Origin of the sequence: Paenibacillus sp. OK003, from assembly GCF_900109515.1 — a bacterium.
Classification (GTDB): Bacteria; Bacillota; Bacilli; order Paenibacillales; family Paenibacillaceae; genus Paenibacillus; species Paenibacillus marchantiae.
Map to the genome: position 1 here is coordinate 48,830 of NZ_FOBD01000008.1, position 17,564 is coordinate 66,393.

The window sequence follows — 17,564 nt, forward strand, 5'->3', positions numbered from 1 at the left end:
TCGTCCTCAGGCTACGCCTGTACGCCGTTCTCGTAGTTCAGCGCCTGCTTGCGGTTGTAGCGCTCCAAAGCCAGCTCAATCATGCGATCCAGCAGTTCGGCATACGATACGCCCGTCTCACGCCACAAGAGCGGGTACATGCTGTATGGTGTGAAACCAGGCATGGTGTTCACTTCATTAATAAGCAATGCCCCATCCGATTTGCGAATGAAGAAGTCAGCACGGGAAATGCCATTGCCTTCAATTGCACGGAATGCCTGCAAGGCGGCCTCACGGATGCGATCTGCGGCTTCCGGGTCGAGCGGAGCAGGGATCAGCATCTGAGACTGTCCATCGATGTATTTGGCTGCATAGTCATAATATTCACCGGAAGATACGATTTCTCCTGGTACGGAAGCCATCGGTTCGTCATTTCCAAGCACACTGACTTCAACTTCTCGCGCCTCTACAAACTCCTCTATGACAACTTTCGTATCGTAACGGAGAGCGAACTCCACGGCTTTCTTCAGTTCATCCCGGTTACGCGCCTTCGAGATGCCTACACTGGAACCGAGATTGGCTGGTTTAATGAAACACGGATATCCCAGCTGATCCTCCACCTGCAAGATCATTTCATATTCAGTCTGCTTCCATTGAGTAGCGTTAAAATACGTAAAGGCACATTGATCAATTCCGGCCTGCGCGAACAGCTTCTTCATGACCACTTTGTCCATGCCGCCTGCCGAAGCGAGTACACCTGCGCCAACATAAGGCATATCCGCCATCTCGAACATTCCTTGAATCGTGCCATCCTCACCGAACGTACCGTGCAGCAGCGGGAACATGACGTCCAGCGCCTCTTCTCCGCCATATAAACGGCCGAACAGCGCGTTCAGCGCTTCCTGGGTTCCGCCCGCCGCCTGCTCCAGCTTCAAATCTTCAATCTGCGCGAATGGCGCGTGCATGACAGATCCTTTTTTCCACGTACCCTGCTTGGAGATATAAAAAGGAACCAGTTCATACTTCTCATAATCAAATGCGTTCGTTACAGCAAACGCCGTTTGCAGCGACACCTCATGCTCGCCTGACTTTCCGCCGTAAACGACGCCTACTGTTAATTTATCCATACTCATGCGTAACCTCCGATTATCTGTGCAATGATGCTGCCATGTCTGCATGTTCAGCACCACTTTTATTCTGTTATCTGGACTTATTTTACACGGAACCGGATGTCCACGTCACCGAATCCCGTAAAATCTTTGACCATCAAAACTCATCTGCAATGTGAAAAAGCCGGTACACCGTCCGCTCGTTCCAAGCGTAAGAATTCCGGTAATCCCAAAAACGGTGACGGCTGCTGACCGTATGTGCGTTCACAAGCGGCATGCCTCCCGCATCAAAAGCGGTCACAACCGTACTGTGCTGAAACCTGCCATCCCCATCCCAGTCGTAGAGAATAACATCTCCAAGCATCAACTGCTCGGGACGCTCCACTTCTGTGGCGGATAGCCCCCAACTGCTGCCGGATAAATAACGCTCCAGGCTATTGGAAACCGCCCAGCTGTAACTCCACATTTCAGAGCCATTGACATAGCCTTTGTACCACCATCCTGCTTCTCTTTTACCAGTATAGTGGATGGGTGCTCCCCCTGCAAAGAGACATTGGGACACATAATTGGTGCAGTCCACTTCGAATTCCTCAAATGCCGGGTTTCCCGCATTCCACCACCGGTCCGCATAGGCGACAGCCAGATCCCTGCGATACAGCTGCTGCTTCGATCTCCTACCCTGTCCCAGTACTTCTCGGTTAAGCAGCGGCCGATTCATCGCCTGTACAAAATCAGCTTGTTGAAAAGGACGGCCCTCTCCTACCGGGCGACGCTCCGGCACTTCACGTTCTACACGTGCAATGGTCCAAGCTCCACCTTGCCTAAGAAAGGTCAGGCGTTCCCGCTCAATCCGGTCTTCCCGATGGGTCAAACCATTCTTCTCATAGAACAGCCTGTTGTACAATTGCACATCCACCACCGATTCATCTGCCCCATCCATAAGTGTCCGCACAAGCTTGGCGCTGGTCTCACTGCGAAGAGGCACGGCCCGCCGCTTGCGGTACCATTGGTCCAGTCTGGCCATCCGCTCCCCCCGTTCCAGCACAAATTCCGGATCGGTGACAATCCGTTCGCTTGTCTGTGGACGGTAATCGATCTCACAGCGATTATACTGGTTCACGTAGGTATATAAGGCACTCTTCCATTCGCGTTCCAAGCCTGTGTCCCCCTTTGCATGAGTTCTGTCCGGAATGATCCATTGCATGAAAATCTCCTTTTATTTATATGAGAGAATTTCATTTGTATGTGTCTGGTTCTGTTTTGAAGCCTTTTACCAGGGATAATGCGTATGGAAGAGACCGCATCCATTCCCTTTACGTGAGAACGCATTCAATCTCTTAATGGCTTGGCTGGACGGGCAAAAAGCCCTTTACGTACGGAGCTGAAAACGGTATACTTAAAACTAAAGTTACGATTATGAAATTACGTTTCACCTAATGAAACTAACGAACAAGGACACGGAACGATGAAGGCCTGTTCTTCACCTAAATGGACGTTTTCTTCATCTCACCGACACATTTTAAGGAGGTACATGTATGTCAACCAAGAATCATTTCTCCGCGGCCCGCAGTCTTGAGGTCGGAGGCAAGTCTTATCGCTACTACAGTCTAGATGCTCTTCAGGAAGGCGGCTACGGCGACCTTTCCAAGCTTCCTTTCTCCATTAAAGTGCTGCTGGAAGCAGCTATTCGTCAATTCGACGGACGTGCTATTACCGAAGAACATGTAAAACAACTGACCGGCTGGGCAGAAGGCCGTGACAATAACAAAGAAATCCCATTTATCCCTGCACGTATCGTTCTGCAGGATTTCACTGGTGTACCCGTGGTCGTTGACCTTGCAGCAATGCGCGATACCGTGAAAAAAGCAGGCGGCGATCCAAAACAGATCAACCCACTCGTACCCGTCGATCTCGTTATCGACCACTCCGTTATGGTTGATGCGTTCGGAACGAACGATGCACTCGACTACAACATCAAGGTTGAGTTCGAGCGTAACGAAGAGCGTTACCGCTTCTTGCGCTGGGCGCAAACGGCATTCAACAACTTCCGTGCAGTTCCACCATCCACAGGGATTGTTCACCAAGTTAACTTGGAGTACCTGGCTTCCGTGGCTGCAACCAAAACCATTGACGGCGAAACCGTTGTATTCCCGGATTCCCTCGTAGGAACGGACTCCCACACCACCATGATCAACGGACTCGGCGTTGTTGGTTGGGGTGTTGGCGGGATCGAGGCTGAAGCAGGCATGCTGGGCCAACCGCTTTATTTTGTTACACCGGACGTTATCGGTTTCAAATTGACAGGCAGCCTGAGCGAAGGCGCAACGGCAACGGATCTGGCACTCACAGTGACCCAAATGCTGCGTAAAAAAGGCGTAGTCGGTAAATTTGTTGAGTTCTACGGACCGGGCCTTGCCAACATCAGTCTGGCTGACCGTGCAACAGTAGCCAACATGGCACCAGAGTACGGCGCAACGATCGGTTTCTTCCCTGTAGATAGTGAAACACTGAACTACATGCGTAATACTGGCCGTACAGACGAACAGGTGGATCTGGTTGAAGCTTATTACAAAGCTCAGAACATGTTCCGTACCGCTGATACGGTTGACCCTGAGTTTACAGATGTGATCGAGCTTGACCTGGCATCCGTTGTACCAAGTCTAGCGGGACCTAAGCGTCCACAGGATCGCATCGAGTTGACTCAAATGAAGGATAGCTTCAACAGCATTATCCGCACGCCGATCGACAAAGGCGGTTATGGTCTGAGCGACGAGAAAATCGCTGAGAAAGTGCCCGTGAAACACTCTGACGGTTCCTCTAGTGAACTGACTGCTGGTGCTGTCGTTATCGCGGCAATCACAAGCTGCACCAACACATCCAACCCTAGCGTTATGGTCGGAGCGGGTCTGCTTGCGAAAAAAGCTGTTGAACGCGGTCTGACTAAACCTGGCTACGTGAAAAGCAGCTTGACTCCTGGTTCCCTCGTTGTTACCGAGTATCTGGAAAAAGCAGGTCTGATCGAATATCTCGACAAACTCGGATTCAACGTTGCCGGCTATGGTTGCGCAACTTGCATCGGTAACTCTGGCCCACTGCCAGACGAAGTAAGCGAAGCAATTGCCGAGAACGATTTGACGGTTGCGGCTGTATTGTCCGGTAACCGTAACTTTGAAGGTCGTGTGCATGCGCAGGTCAAAGCCAACTATCTGGCTTCTCCGCCACTCGTTGTGGCGTACGCTCTCGCGGGTACCGTTAATATTGATTTTGCAACCGATCCAATCGGTTATGATACCAACAACGAACCTGTATTCCTGAAAGACCTCTGGCCTAGCTCCGAGGAAATCAAGGATACCATCGCTAGCTCGCTGAACGCACAAATGTTCCGCAACAAATACGAGAACGTATTTACAGCTAACGAACGTTGGAATACGATCCCTGTACCGGAAGGCGAATTGTATGAGTGGGATCCAAACTCCACATACATTCAGAATCCACCATTCTTCCAGGAGCTTGGCGACAAGTTGACGGATATCAAAGACATTCGTTCCGCACGTGTTATGGCATTGCTTGCTGACTCCGTAACAACGGATCACATCTCGCCAGCGGGTAATATCGCACCATCCAGTCCGGCTGGACTGTACCTGAAAGAACATGGCGTAGAACGCAAAGACTTTAACTCTTACGGCTCCCGTCGTGGTAACCATGAAGTTATGATGCGTGGTACGTTTGCCAACATTCGTATCCGTAACCAAGTGGCTCCAGGTACTGAGGGTGGTATTACGAAATACCTGCCAACGGACGAAGAGATGTCCATCTACGATGCTTCCATGAAGTATCAGGATGAAGGACAGAACCTGATCGTTATCGCAGGTAAAGAGTATGGTACAGGAAGCTCGCGTGACTGGGCGGCAAAAGGAACATTCCTGCTTGGCGTCAAAGCCGTTATCGCAGAAAGCTTCGAGCGTATTCACCGCAGTAACCTGGTAGGCATGGGCGTAATGCCATTGCAATTCCAGGAAGGTCATGGCTGGTCCAGCCTCGGTCTGAACGGTCGTGAAACGTATGACATCACAGGTCTGAGCAATGATGTGAAACCAGGACAAGAACTGACGGTTACCGTAACGCGTGAGGACGGCACCAAGTTCGACTTCCCTGTAATCGCTCGTCTGGACAGCATGGTTGATGTGGACTACTATCATAACGGTGGTATCCTGCAAACCGTATTGCGTCAAATGATGAAAAAATAATCTTAATCGCATTGATATTTAATGCAATTAAGTTATACAGAAAGCTCCCCGCCACGTGCGCTCTGCACGGTGACGGGGAGCTTTTTTTGATTAATATGACGAAGGCTGTGTAACGCCTCTACACTTCCTTTTAATGTCCAATGTAATGAGATGCTTGATCCCAGGGATTGCATGTGCGCTCCCCTCCTTACCCCCGACTCTGATTGGAATTATACTCTTTTTTCGCAGTGCGAGCTGTTCCTCCCGCAATCATTCGTTTTATGCTGATAAGCATGGTATACCAAACATAACCAACCATTCCACCAAAAGTGTTCAACATAAGATCATCCACGTCGAATATGCCCATGCCCGTCAATAGCTGTGTCGCTTCAAAAGCAAAACTTAAAAGTAAGGAAAGTACGAATACCTTTGCCCCTGACAACAGCTTATTCCCCATCAGCACTGGAATGAAAATCCCCAGTGGGATAAAGGCCATTACATTGCCTAACAGATGAATCGCGGTACCCGGACGATGTAACGAAAGGCTATGCCAATCTCTTGAGATTTCCTGAAATGGCGTCAGGTTAACGGTTCGCGTATGAATCAGATCCGGCTGTTGCGCGATCGCCATAAGTTGAACTCTCACAAAGTCCCAATCCACCGTATGCCCCTTGAATAATATCAGCTTGGTTAGCAGATACAGATAGACGATTAATGCCGCGACCCATATCATCTTCAGGTTGAACTCCTTAGGTTTCATATATGAACCTCCACGTATTTCTTGTTGTTTATTCCTCCACCGTCACGACAACTCCCTTCATGTTGTCTCCCGATATCTCATATTGACCGTGCTCAGGAATATTAATGGTCTCATCTTTGGATGCATCGTAATAACGTATAAGATAGTGCTCGCCCCCGACTTCAGCGGAAATACTCTTTTTCTGCTGCAGCAGCTCCAAATATTGCTCCAGCACCAGATGATTATGATACATGATGGCGCTGTGCGGCAATCCCACATACCGGAAATGCCATGGTTCGAATTGGATGCCGGTGATGTCCACTTTATCCTTCGGATAACGCAAGATGAATCCGAATTTCCAGGCATTCTTTTCAAGCCAGTCTCCTTCTGGCGCTTCACTCATAGCAGCCAGCGTAGAGCCGATATCCATGGACAAGCCCAGGTTATGTTCACTATGACCGGCGGGAAGCGCATAGTCCGATCCCTTTTCCTCATAAAGCTGCTCCTGTTTCGTAAAGTCCCGATAACCACTGCTAATGATGAAGTATCGTACGTCATCTTTCCCAGCAGCTTCAACCATCTTCTGGAATGCTTGCGCTACATACTTTGACAACATAATGTTATTATCCAGCAATCCGTATCCACGGATCAGTTCTTGTTGTTCAGCCAGATTGATAATATCGGTTCTAATCCCCTCCGCATGAACGGGATACTCCGAATTGACGAGCAATAAATTCCCTTTATGTACTTGATTCTGCATATCCACGTTAATTATTTTGGTATATCCTGCACGAACTTCACCCGTATCCTGAACTTCCAGATTCGCCTCTTCCTTCTGCTCAAACAGGGCGGGTGACTTGGAAAAGATATATCCCAGTACAATGATACATATCAAAAATCCCCACTTTTTCATTCCATGCTCCTCCTTTACCTCGTCATTCAAGGATAGAGAAAACTAGTTAAAAAAAAGCAGGGCAATTCTAAAGTTTTTCTTAAATTCAGCCTGTTACTTCATTCTAGTGCTGGCAACCGCACTTCAAATACGGTCCGTACGATATCACTTTGGGCCGAAATGGACCCATCATGCTGCTCCACAATATTTTTGGCGATAAACAGGCCCAGACCTGTTCCACCTTCCTGCGGTGTCCGCGCACGATCTCCGGTATAGTACATATCGAAAATATGAGGCAGATCATCCGGATGAATATGTCCCCCATAATTCATGATCTGAATGATCACCTGTCCTGCATCACGGTGCCCATAGATATCCACATAAAGACCATCTGTACCGTGACGCGCTGCATTAATCAACAGGTTCTCAAACACACGTGCAAGCACCTCACCATCGCCGGAAATGGTTAACTCAGAATCGATATGCAGTCGGGTGACCAGGCGGTTCTTTTCAAAAACAGGGTACAGCTCTTCGTTCATCTGCCTTAGCAGTTCACTAAGATCAAGCCTCTTTTTCTCAATCGGCAACATGCCATAGTTCATTCGTGTAATCTCAAACAAATCATCGATCAGTTTCTCGAGACGCTGAGATTTGGTAAAAGCAATCGCTGTAAAGTGCCTGACCTGCTCCTCCGTCAGCTGATCATCCTTCATCAACAGATCCAGATAACCCAATACTGACGTTAGCGGGGTACGCAAATCATGCGCCAGGTTTACAACCAGCTGGTCCTTGCTGCTCTCCGCAAAATCCCCCCGTTCTACCGCTTCCCTCAGTTTCAGACTCGCGAGATTGATATCCTCGGCAATCGCGCCCAGCTCGTCCTTCGTCGAAATCTGCACACGGTGCTGGAAATCACCACTCGCGAGTTGCCGGATACCTGTGGAGATATTTTTGAAGTAGGTAACATACGGCTTGGTAAACCAGAAGAAAAACAGGATGGCAAGCGGTATGAACAAGATGAGGAAAAAGTAAATATCCCCTATACTTCTCATAAAATGACGATATTCCGCTAACTGATCCTCCGCACGCACACCAGTATAATAGTATTGCATCACTTTATATACCCCAAAGGTAATCGCGCCAGATGCCAGCATGCTTAAACCAAGCAACAGAATCATGGTCGTTCGAAAACTTCTGCGTTTATTCATTGAACGTGTACCCCACACCCCAGATCGTTTTGATAAACTTGTTCTTGTTCACATCTTCCCCCAGCTTTTTGCGCAGGGTCCGAATATGAACCATCACGGTATTGCCACTCTCATAATAAGCCTCTCCCCACACTTGTTCAAAGATGCTCTCCGCACTGAACACCTGTTTGGGATGACTTGCGAGCAGATACAGGATGTCAAACTCCTTCGGTGTTAACTCTACTGGCTTGCCGTATAGGGTAACGCTATGTTGATCTGGCGAGATAATGAGCCCGCCTTTCTCCAGAATGGAGCGCTGGACCGGTACAGACTGGCTGAATTGAAGGGAACGGCGCAGTTGGGAATTGACCCGGGCGACTAGTTCCATCGGGTTAAATGGTTTTGTCATGTAATCGTCTGCGCCCATCACGAGCCCGGTGATTTTATCCATATCCGAGGTTTTGGCACTCAGAAAAATGATAGGCAGGTGATACTGCTCCCGAATTTTGCGGGTCACCTCATATCCATCCATACCAGGCATCATAATATCCAAAATGGCCAAATCTATTGCTTGTGTCTGAACGGCTTGAACCGCCGCTTTCCCATCGAATGCCTTGATGATGTGATATCCTTCTTTTTGCAAGTGCAATGCAACCAGATCAGCGATCTCAACTTCATCATCTGCGATCAAAATCGTAATACGCTTCATTGCTTATTCCACTCCTATATGTGATGCTCAACAATATAACATATCTGAATCCAACTTATAAATGATTGAAGGGAATCCAATATATGAAACTGGACCGTTTATTAGCCATTGTTGTGCTGTTAATCAATCGTAGCCGGGTGCAGGCCAAGGATCTGGCGGATACGTTTGAAGTATCCATCCGCACCATCTACAGGGATATAGACACGCTGGGTCAGGCGGGTATTCCTGTCGTCACCTATCAGGGTGCAAGCGGTGGTATTGGCCTGGCAGAGGGCTATCGTCTTGACCGAAATGTACTGACCGACAAGGATCTGGCCTCCATCGTCACTGCGCTGCGCAGTGTCTCCACCTCTCATACGAACGTTGCACGGGATCTTTTGATGGAGAAACTCAGCAGCATCGTGCCTGAAGCCAAAAATGAGGATTTCCAGGCCAATACCAGCCGCTTCATTGTGGATTATTCGATGTGGACGCATCCCGAAGAGCTGCAAATTAAACTTCAACTCATTGAACAGGGCATGGATCAACTGCGGCCCATTACATTTACCTATTGTAGTGCAGAAGGTACTCAAACTCATAGAACGACCGATCCACATACTCTTGTGCTCAAAAAGCATTCCTGGTACCTCTATGCATTCTGTCAGGAACGCAACGATTTCCGCATGTTCAAGCTGGTCCGTATGCGAGACGTCGTCCTTGCCCAAGGAAGCTTCGAACGCAAGCCGATCAACCTGCAGGACAGGCCCTGGCAGCAAGAATGGGCAACTCCGGATAATAAAGTGGCCCTGAGCCTGAGATTCCATGCTCGTATCCGTCACATCGCAGAGGAATGGTTTGGCGTAGAGAACGTCGTTTCAGATGGTGAGGGGTATTATATCAGCCAAGTCGCATTTCCAGAGGATAACTGGTTGTATGGATTCATTCTTGGATTTGGCGCGGATGTCGAAGTGCTGGAGCCTCTGCATATTCGCGAGGAGATTCATAGAATTGCCGAACAAATTGTACAAAATTATAAAGCCCCACCCCTAACCTGACAGACAGGTGTCCAGTTCCTCCCGTTATACTTCTACTATATTCAAGCTGTACATAACGAGGAGGAATTGATGATGAACGTCACTGTATGCCAGAGCTGCGGAATGCCACTTACTACCCCTGCCCAATTCGGCACAGAAGCGGATGGTACTACAACCCGCGAATACTGTATCTATTGTTATAAAGAAGGCCAGTTCGAGCAGCCCGATATTACACTGGAGGGCATGATTGAAATGTGCACTGCCATTCTGAACCAGGAAGGTATGGACGAGGAATCAGCAAGGGCGATGCTGCGCAACCAGCTTCCTTATTTGAAAAGATGGAATGCATCTGGCTCAGAACAGAACGTGACATTTGGGGCAGAACTTTCGGATGAGTCCATTGAATTTAATCAAGGAACTCGCGACAATCGGCTTTCCACAGAGCCCATTCGGTACGTCACACTGCCAGGAAAGCGCCTTGCAGGTGTGTCCGCGAGAACAACCAATGCCATGGAGATGAGTGGCAAAGGCTGTATTCAGGGACTCTGGAACAGCTACTTCGCCTCAGATCATCAGCCTGCCCCTGAAGCCGCCCGCTATGGCTGTTACGCTGATTATACGGATGGCATCAATGGAGAATACACCATACTGGTGGGGCATGAGGTGGGGCCGGATGAAGCGTTGCCTGAGGGAGTGAGTTCCGTTGAGCTGCCACCTGCAACATATGCGGTGTTTACCTCCAGAAAGGGCCCCATGGGCGAGGTCGTGAGTGAAGCATGGGGTGCGGTGTGGGCCTGGAGCAATCAGGGGGAACGCACGTTTACCGGAGATTTCGAATTGTATGATGAACGAAGCCTCGATCCTGAGAACGTACAAGTGGACTTGTATATCGCTGTTCGCCAAGAAAAATAAGAAAAAAGTGATTATGGTCATTTCTTAATTCCCATTGGAGCGTTTCGATTTATATCTCAGCAATGGAATACCACTCGCGGGATTTATGCACAATGCTGTTAGGCTGTCAGGTTTTCCTGGCGGCTTTTTGGCGTTCCCCCCTTTGTCTGTCCGTCTAAAATTGCCCTAATATGCACCCGACAACCGACCATGGTACCAAGTTAGCTAGCTTGTGTCGTACCTATACAACCAGACAATATGTCTTAATTTCGACACAATTGGTATTCTCAAAACTGGGTCTATTCACTTAACAACCGCTTCTATCCTCCCATACGAAACCTCACATATGCGGTCCTTTCCTCCTGAATTTACTTAAAAACGTTTACATCTCCTGAATACGGGGTAAAATCACTACAATCCAATTGGAATTACACCTTAAAGTTGCCTGTTTCGTCTAACAAGTCACATATACCTATTTGCGTAATAGAGACGATAATCCGTCGGAATACATAACCTATTCATAATCACATATGCATATTCGAAAATGCATTAAAGGAGGAACCAAGATGATCCGCATGCCTATTCAGCAAATGATCCCGTACCACCACCAATATCCGCGCAACACGGCGACCACTGCTCCCAAAAAGGAGAATGAGAACACTCAAGGTCTATCCTTTCATGAAATTTTGCAACAAAAAATGGCTAAAAAGAATGCTGCCCCTTCTATGAGATAAATGAATTGACGAGCGAATTGAGAATCGCTTACGTGATTTGCACCGTTCCTCTGCGAAGTTGTGGATGAACGGTTATTCGCGTTTTCACGATAAATGTTGCTACCTCAATTATTTTAAATATGTACAGTCTATTGTCACAATCTCTATAATGGGTTAAATATCTGCGGCACTTATATGAGACATAATCCATTTCAGGGGGAAAGTATGATGATGACCATTGGCTGTTTTCACGCTCACTATTCCAATATTGCACTGATTGAAGAAGCACTCACTCTTTATGAGGTTGAACTTGTACATTATGTCGATCCGGGTCTGGATCGCCTCAAACATGATGCGAATTTTACCGAGGCAGTTACGCATGAGAAAGTATCACAGACGCTGCAATGGATCGCACACTGTCATGCAGACGCCATCCTCGTCACCTGTACCCTGTTTGCAGCCGTACTTGAGCAGGAGGCACAACATGTTCCCGTACTCGTGGTTGGAATTGATGATCCATTACTTCAGGAAATGCAGCAGAATCCTGGTGAGTACATTCTAGCGTTCACCAACCCCGCAACGATTGAAGGAACGATGGCGCGGGTGAATCAGGCTTTGCAGCAAGATAATAAGAATGAGCAGCGACACGAGGCCGTGACCGTAAAGACTGATTCAGTACTGATCCCGGGCACATTCGAATTAATTATGCGAGGCAATAAGGAAGGTTATCTTGCAGCCGTGAGCACCGGATTACAGCAACTTGCTGAGCAGTATCCGGATAGCACGGTTGTAGCCGCTCAACTGTCCATGGCTCCCGCATCAGCACGGGTCACATCAGATACAGGCATGGCGATCTATAGCCCGCTGGCATCGCTTGCGGCATATTTGGAGAAGAAGTTGAGCTTGAAGCGGTGTTGAGTGTTGAACTCATGAAGCAAAATAAAAAGACTCTCGAATGAGAGACTTTCGAATGGTATAATTATTTTGTACAGCCAATTTGTGGTGGGAAATAGGTTGCCTCCGGTGGGAGGTGATCCTATGAACTTCTCTTTCAACGACGTAATCGTGTTCGCAATGTTAATTATTGCGCTCCTGACATACATCGACCGAAAAAAGAAGTGACCCGCCACAGGTTGACGGCCTGACGGGTCACTTCGTCTGAATTATGCTGCACTTGGAGGAATACCTACCGCAAATGCTGTGCAGGAGTAGCCATTGGCCTGGCTACTCTTATTTGTCTTTACTTATATTCATTTTATTAAACATCTGGCAGACAATCAACCTATAACTGATAAAATATGTTGTGTCGTTATCCTTGTCCTTCAAAGTTAAGTGTGCGCACCACATACCAAGTAAGAGGCCGCTCTTCTCCGCAATCACGGAGAGGAACGGCCTCTTACTATATCAGGCTGCCCAGATTACGCTGTAACGGCGCCTAAGAGCGTGTCCGGTATTCCTCAGCCTTTTCCTGCATACCCGCTGCCACGGCCTCATTCTCGGACAAGCCTTTGTCTGCCGCAAAAGCACGAATATCCTGCGTAATACGCATGCTACAGAACTTAGGGCCGCACATGGAGCAGAAATGGGCTTCCTTAGCCCCTTCTGCCGGCAGCGTCTCATCATGGTAGGATAGCGCACGTTCCGGGTCCAGCGATAGGTTGAACTGATCGCGCCAGCGGAACTCAAAGCGTGCTTTGGACAGCGCATCGTCCCGCCGCTGGGCACGTGGGTGACCTTTCGCCAGATCAGCGGCATGAGCAGCGATCTTGTAGGCGATTACCCCTTCCCGCACATCATCCTTATTGGGCAGGCCCAGATGTTCTTTTGGCGTAACATAACAGAGCATCGACGTACCGAACCAGCCGATCATCGCTGCCCCAATGGCCGAGGTAATATGGTCATATCCTGGTGCAATATCGGTCGTCAGCGGTCCCAGCGTATAGAACGGCGCCTCCTTGCAAATCTCCATTTGCAGATCAACATTCTCCTTGATCTTGTGCATCGGCACATGCCCCGGACCTTCAATCATCACCTGCACATCATGCTTCCAAGCGATTTGTGTTAGTTCTCCAAGCGTAGCCAGTTCCGCCATCTGGGCTTCATCATTGGCATCATAGATGCTTCCTGGGCGCAGTCCGTCTCCGAGCGAGAACGCCACGTCATACCTTTTCATAATCTCGCAGATGTCTTCAAAATGGGTATACAAAAAATTCTCCTCATGATGCGCAAGGCACCATGCTGCCATGATGGACCCGCCCCGTGACACAATGCCCGTCATACGTTTGGCGGTAAGCGGAATATATCGCAGCAGCACGCCTGCATGGATCGTAAAGTAGTCCACACCCTGCTCTGCCTGCTCTATGAGCGTGTCACGATACAACTCCCAGGTCAGCGCTTCGGCTTCTCCATTGACCTTCTCCAGCGCCTGATAGAGCGGAACTGTTCCAATCGGCACAGGTGAATTGCGGATGATCCATTCGCGGGTCGTATGAATGTCCTTGCCTGTGGAAAGATCCATCACCGTATCCGATCCCCAGCGTACCGCCCAAGTCATCTTCTCCACCTCTTCCTCGATGGAGGAGGATACCGCAGAGTTCCCGATGTTTGCATTGATCTTCACATGAAAATGACGCCCGATCAGCATCGGCTCACTCTCCGGGTGATTGATGTTCGACGGCAGGATGGCCCTGCCACTCGCCAGCTCCTGCCGCACAAACTCCGGCTCCACACCCTCACGAATGGCGGCGAACTCCATCTCCGGTGTGATGATTCCCTGCCGTGCATAATGCATCTGGGTCACGCAGCGCCCTGCCTTTGCCCTCAATGGTTTGCCACGCAAGCCTGGATACTTCTCAGCTCCAGTTCGCTTCCCTCCCGGTTTCAATCCATTATCCTCCGGTTTTACCGTTCGTCCCTGGTAGGCTTCAACATCTTCACGCTCCGTAATCCAGCGGGTGCGCAGCGCTGGCAGACCTGCCCGGATATCGGCATGAAATCCGGGATCGGTCATCGGCCCGCTCGTATCGTAGACACGCAGCGGTTCGTTATGCTCCACTCCTTGGGGAGTATTCGTGTCATGAAGGGCAATTTCACGCTCCGGTACTGCAATGTCCGGTCGTGAGCCATGAATGTACACTTTGCGGCTGCCCGGGAAGGGCTTAACCCGTCCGGCCGCACCTGCACTCTTTTCCAACACCTGATCCTGCTTGTCCTGTCCCATCATTCGGTTTCCTGTACTCATCGCTCTTGTCTCCTCCTCATTGGTGATTGCCTGGATTGTGATGCTTGCGCACGGGTCCAAAATCATCCACAACATAGAAAAAGAAAGAGCGACCATACCACACAAAATAGAGACATACAGTTCAAGTAATACAGACAGTCGAGGAAAAATAAATCGATCCCACCGCTCACCAATGGCACCCGGCTCTTTATCCAAAAGCAGCTCTGACACCGGCTTTCGCCTGTTTACTGTATAAAAAAAGCCGGTTCCCAAGGGAACCGGCTTATGTCCATCACCAATAACGCACCTCATTCAGGCTCCATAACGGAGTCCATCCACAGGTCACATTATATGGTGTTCGTGGTCGTATCGCCGATTACTTCCCTACGCTGGTATGATCCAGATCAGGTGCAAAGGGTCCGGAATCTCATGCGATTCCGTCTCAGTCCGGACAATTCGGACTCCCCCAGTAACGTTAACAAGTTGCAGCATCTCAGCCGCAGATTCAAATTCAATTGCTGACCCCGTTGGGCCGTCCATTACAGAGTAGCGCAACCGAATCATAAAAACAACCTTTATATTCCAGAACATAAAATCAGGATAACATCAATCCCATCTGTGTAGCAGCTTCCTTCAGCACAGGTGCGTATTCATGCAACGTCTCCTGCGAGAGACGACTAACAGGCCCGGATACCGAAAGAGCAGCAGCGATGTTGCCTTTCCGATCCAAGATCGGTACAGATACTGCGGCGGCTCCTGGTTCACGCTCCTCATAACTTGTTGCGTAGCCGTATTCCAGAATGTCTTTCATCTGTGCCAAATATACTTTGGGATCGATAAATACCGGCCATTCCGGTCCATTCATCAGATCTTCGCGGTCCTCTTCGGTGGCAAAAGCCATCAACACTTTGCTGGAGGCTCCCACGGATAACGGAAGTCTGACGCCCACCGGAGCTACACGACGAATCGCCTGATCACTCTGCACAGCTTGAATACGAATCCGCTCACTGCCATCACGCAGATATAAACTCACGGTTTCACCCAATCGGTCTCTCAGCCGCTCCATTGCAGGAAGGAGCAAAATGGCAGGATCATCGCTGCGAGACATATGGGCAGACAGTTCCCAGATACGTATGCCAAGTCGATACTTCTCGGTGGCTGCATCCCGGATCACGAACCCCTTGTCCTCCAAAGTAGCCATCAGACGATGGACTGTACTTTTGTGCAGGCCAATCTGGCTGGCAATCTCCGTGAGTCCCAGATCACTGCGGGTTGTAAAACACAATAATATATCCAGCGCCCGTTCTACAGCACGGACGGTTAACTTTCGGTCTTCCATGGCAAGTTGCCCTCCTCATGTTTCATCACATGAAACTTAGTTACATAAATTATATGAGAAACGGTCTCATCTGTAAACCAAAAAGCGCCATTTGGAATAGGAATATTTGTAAATATTTTCTTTTTATAAATGAAAACCCCCTGCAATTTTCACCATTAGGAAATGTTACCCATATATCTTCAGAACTATATAACAATTGCGTAACAAATGCCTCCAATCAATTGACTTTGACTATATTGGAACATACGATAAAGATATATTAAATTGAGATTTTGCTTCATAAGTAGTCAGAAAAATCATCTATCCGCTCTGTTCGTCTCGTTGTTATCTTCATTTGATTTTTAAAGGAGGGGCAATCATGTATCCGACATCCCAGAGCGAAGCCCCGCTGCAAACGAAAGTGTCAGATCTGCCTTCTTCGTTATCACCGAGGCTGATCCGGTTCAAACATATTGTCGTGGCGTTGTTGCTCTCCGTTGTATTTTTTCTGCTCTTTTGTTTCATCGCACTACACGGTTATATCGCTTGGGTATTATCCAATCCAACTGTAGCGCCTGTATTCTCCAATCCCATGCAGGCGAAGAACATGAAGTATCAAGACATCACGTTCCCGGCAGCAGACGGCAGTCGAACGATGCAGGGTTGGTATATTCCGGCTGATTATAATGCAAACAAAACCATCATATTCAGCCATGGATATGGTGCGAATCGTGAAGAGACCTGGGTACCGATGTATGACCTGGCCCATTATGCACACCAACTCGGCTTCAATGTGGTGATGTTCGATTACGGTTTCGCTTCACAGGTGAACAAAGCTGTCGCCACAGGCGGCAAAGCCGAGTCCCAGCAGCTGCTTGGTGCAATCCAGTTTGCGAAGCAGCGCGGAGCTCAGGAGCTTGTCGTATGGGGATTCTCCATGGGTGCAGGTACAGCCCTGCAGACTGGGCTGATTACCAAAGATGTGGATGCTATGATTCTGGACAGCACGTTCCTGCTTGAGCCGGATACGCTGTATCACAACATCCATAATCAGATTGATCTTCCGCGCCAGCCTACGCTGGAGATTATGAACCTGCTGTTCCCGATTCTGAACGGGACCGGATTGCAGCAAATTCCGTATCAAGAAGTGAAAAAAGAAGATTATCCTTTCCCGATTTTCTTCATCCATGGTACCGAGGATGAGAAAGCTCCTTACCCGATTGCGGAGCTGCTTGCCGCCAACCAGACCAATCCCAATTCCGATGAATGGATTGTGGACGGTGCGCATCATGAGCTGATTTTCCGGGAGCATCCGAAGGAGTATCTGCGCCGTGTCTCCACATTCCTGAGTCATGTGACCAAGACGAGCAGCGATGATGTGGAAAATACCAATACCGGAGAATCGTGAAAATCCAGTAATTCAAGAGCCCATATGGGGCTCTTTTTTGTGTACACATAGGACAACATGCCTGGAGAATATACTTTTGGGACGTAATTAAAGACAGCTCTAGCTTGTTTATCACAAATTGAGCGAACCGGGCGATCACATTTTTTTTATATCTGCTACT

14 protein-coding genes and 1 riboswitch are annotated in these 17,564 nt (G+C 48.8%); of the genes, 6 read left to right on the forward strand and 8 right to left on the reverse strand.

Going from position 1 to position 17,564, the window contains the following annotated elements; translation table 11 throughout:
- Positions 1–11: 11 nt before the first annotated feature.
- Positions 12–1,112, reverse strand: coding sequence for a D-alanine--D-alanine ligase (locus BMW94_RS13800; protein WP_090904304.1), 1,101 nt, complete (start codon positions 1,110–1,112; stop codon positions 12–14).
- A 133-nt stretch (positions 1,113–1,245) separates the two neighbouring features.
- Positions 1,246–2,292, reverse strand: a complete 1,047-nt coding sequence (locus BMW94_RS13805) for an amidase domain-containing protein (protein ID WP_090999176.1) — start codon at positions 2,290–2,292, stop codon at positions 1,246–1,248.
- Between the two features lie 331 nt (positions 2,293–2,623).
- Here BMW94_RS13805 and acnA point away from each other — a divergent pair, with 331 nt between their 5' ends.
- On the forward strand, positions 2,624–5,335 hold the full coding sequence (gene acnA / locus BMW94_RS13810) for an aconitate hydratase AcnA (RefSeq protein WP_090999177.1): 2,712 nt from the start codon (positions 2,624–2,626) through the stop codon (positions 5,333–5,335).
- 187 nt (positions 5,336–5,522) lie between these two features.
- Here the strand turns inward: acnA and BMW94_RS13815 are convergent, their stop codons facing one another.
- From BMW94_RS13815 to BMW94_RS13830, 4 genes are all read right to left on the reverse strand, one after another.
- Positions 5,523–6,074 (reverse strand): VanZ family protein, encoded by a 552-nt coding sequence (locus tag BMW94_RS13815; protein ID WP_090999179.1) that lies wholly within the window; start codon positions 6,072–6,074, stop codon positions 5,523–5,525.
- A gap of 28 nt (positions 6,075–6,102) precedes the next feature.
- Positions 6,103–6,966 (reverse strand): M15 family metallopeptidase, encoded by an 864-nt coding sequence (locus BMW94_RS13820; RefSeq protein WP_090999181.1) that lies wholly within the window; start codon positions 6,964–6,966, stop codon positions 6,103–6,105.
- A gap of 98 nt (positions 6,967–7,064) precedes the next feature.
- Positions 7,065–8,153 (reverse strand): HAMP domain-containing sensor histidine kinase, encoded by a 1,089-nt coding sequence (locus BMW94_RS13825; RefSeq protein ID WP_090999184.1) that lies wholly within the window; start codon positions 8,151–8,153, stop codon positions 7,065–7,067.
- Complete coding sequence (locus tag BMW94_RS13830; RefSeq protein WP_090999186.1) at positions 8,146–8,841, reverse strand: response regulator transcription factor; 696 nt, start codon at positions 8,839–8,841, stop codon at positions 8,146–8,148. The genes BMW94_RS13825 and BMW94_RS13830 overlap by 8 nt, the downstream gene beginning before the upstream one ends.
- A gap of 83 nt (positions 8,842–8,924) precedes the next feature.
- Between BMW94_RS13830 and BMW94_RS13835 the strand changes: the two genes are divergently transcribed.
- From BMW94_RS13835 to BMW94_RS13845, 4 genes are all read left to right on the forward strand, one after another.
- Positions 8,925–9,875, forward strand: a complete 951-nt coding sequence (locus tag BMW94_RS13835) for a helix-turn-helix transcriptional regulator (protein ID WP_090999188.1) — start codon at positions 8,925–8,927, stop codon at positions 9,873–9,875.
- A gap of 69 nt (positions 9,876–9,944) precedes the next feature.
- Positions 9,945–10,766, forward strand: a complete 822-nt coding sequence (locus BMW94_RS13840; protein ID WP_254790235.1) for a zinc ribbon domain-containing protein — start codon at positions 9,945–9,947, stop codon at positions 10,764–10,766.
- A 545-nt stretch (positions 10,767–11,311) separates the two neighbouring features.
- Entirely contained in the window at positions 11,312–11,479 is a 168-nt protein-coding gene (locus tag BMW94_RS30500) for a hypothetical protein (protein ID WP_161490662.1), read from the forward strand.
- A gap of 204 nt (positions 11,480–11,683) precedes the next feature.
- Positions 11,684–12,376 (forward strand): hypothetical protein, encoded by a 693-nt coding sequence (locus BMW94_RS13845; protein WP_175480688.1) that lies wholly within the window; start codon positions 11,684–11,686, stop codon positions 12,374–12,376.
- Positions 12,377–12,893: 517 nt separating this feature from the next.
- Here BMW94_RS13845 and thiC read toward each other — a convergent pair.
- Complete coding sequence (gene thiC / locus BMW94_RS13850; RefSeq protein WP_090999602.1) at positions 12,894–14,681, reverse strand: phosphomethylpyrimidine synthase ThiC; 1,788 nt, start codon at positions 14,679–14,681, stop codon at positions 12,894–12,896.
- Positions 14,682–15,042: 361 nt separating this feature from the next.
- A riboswitch (TPP riboswitch) is annotated at positions 15,043–15,156 on the reverse strand.
- Positions 15,157–15,273: 117 nt separating this feature from the next.
- Complete coding sequence (locus tag BMW94_RS13855) at positions 15,274–16,017, reverse strand: IclR family transcriptional regulator (protein WP_090999194.1); 744 nt, start codon at positions 16,015–16,017, stop codon at positions 15,274–15,276.
- 358 nt (positions 16,018–16,375) lie between these two features.
- On the opposite strand from BMW94_RS13855, the gene BMW94_RS13860 reads away from it, so the two are divergent.
- Positions 16,376–17,404, forward strand: coding sequence for an alpha/beta hydrolase (locus BMW94_RS13860; RefSeq protein ID WP_090999196.1), 1,029 nt, complete (start codon positions 16,376–16,378; stop codon positions 17,402–17,404).
- Positions 17,405–17,564 lie beyond the last annotated feature (160 nt).